Source organism: Siphonobacter sp. BAB-5405, assembly GCF_002872335.1.
Classification (GTDB): domain Bacteria; phylum Bacteroidota; class Bacteroidia; order Cytophagales; family Spirosomataceae; genus Siphonobacter.
In genome coordinates this window covers 1-284 of the sequence record NZ_NJAG01000182.1, presented here as the reverse complement: position 1 = coordinate 284, position 284 = coordinate 1, and the positions used below count along the sequence as shown (strand labels likewise).

The 284-nt window shown below is 55.6% G+C and carries 1 protein-coding gene; it reads left to right on the top strand.

Annotated elements, in window-relative coordinates; translation table 11 throughout:
• A partial coding sequence (locus BWI97_RS26885) for an SDR family oxidoreductase (RefSeq protein WP_146011100.1) occupies positions 1–284 on the top strand: 284 nt, incomplete at both ends.

Sequence of the window (284 nt, the reverse complement as noted above, 5' to 3'; positions counted from 1 at the left end):
AGGGGCGTTTTTCAACATCTCTTCCATCGCTGGCTTCCTGGGTACCTTTCCCGGCTGGGGCATTTATAACGCTACCAAGTTTGCGGTGGTCGGCTTAACCGAGGCGTTATCCGCCGAGACGAAGTCCATGGGGATCTCCGCAACGGTTGTATACCCTGGTTACTTCAAAACCAACTTTCTGTTGCAGGGCTCCCTGCGTACGGCGGCACATCCCATTGCCGACTACACAGAAGCACGCGAGCTGGAGACCGTGCATAACGAACACATCAGTGGTAACCAGCCGG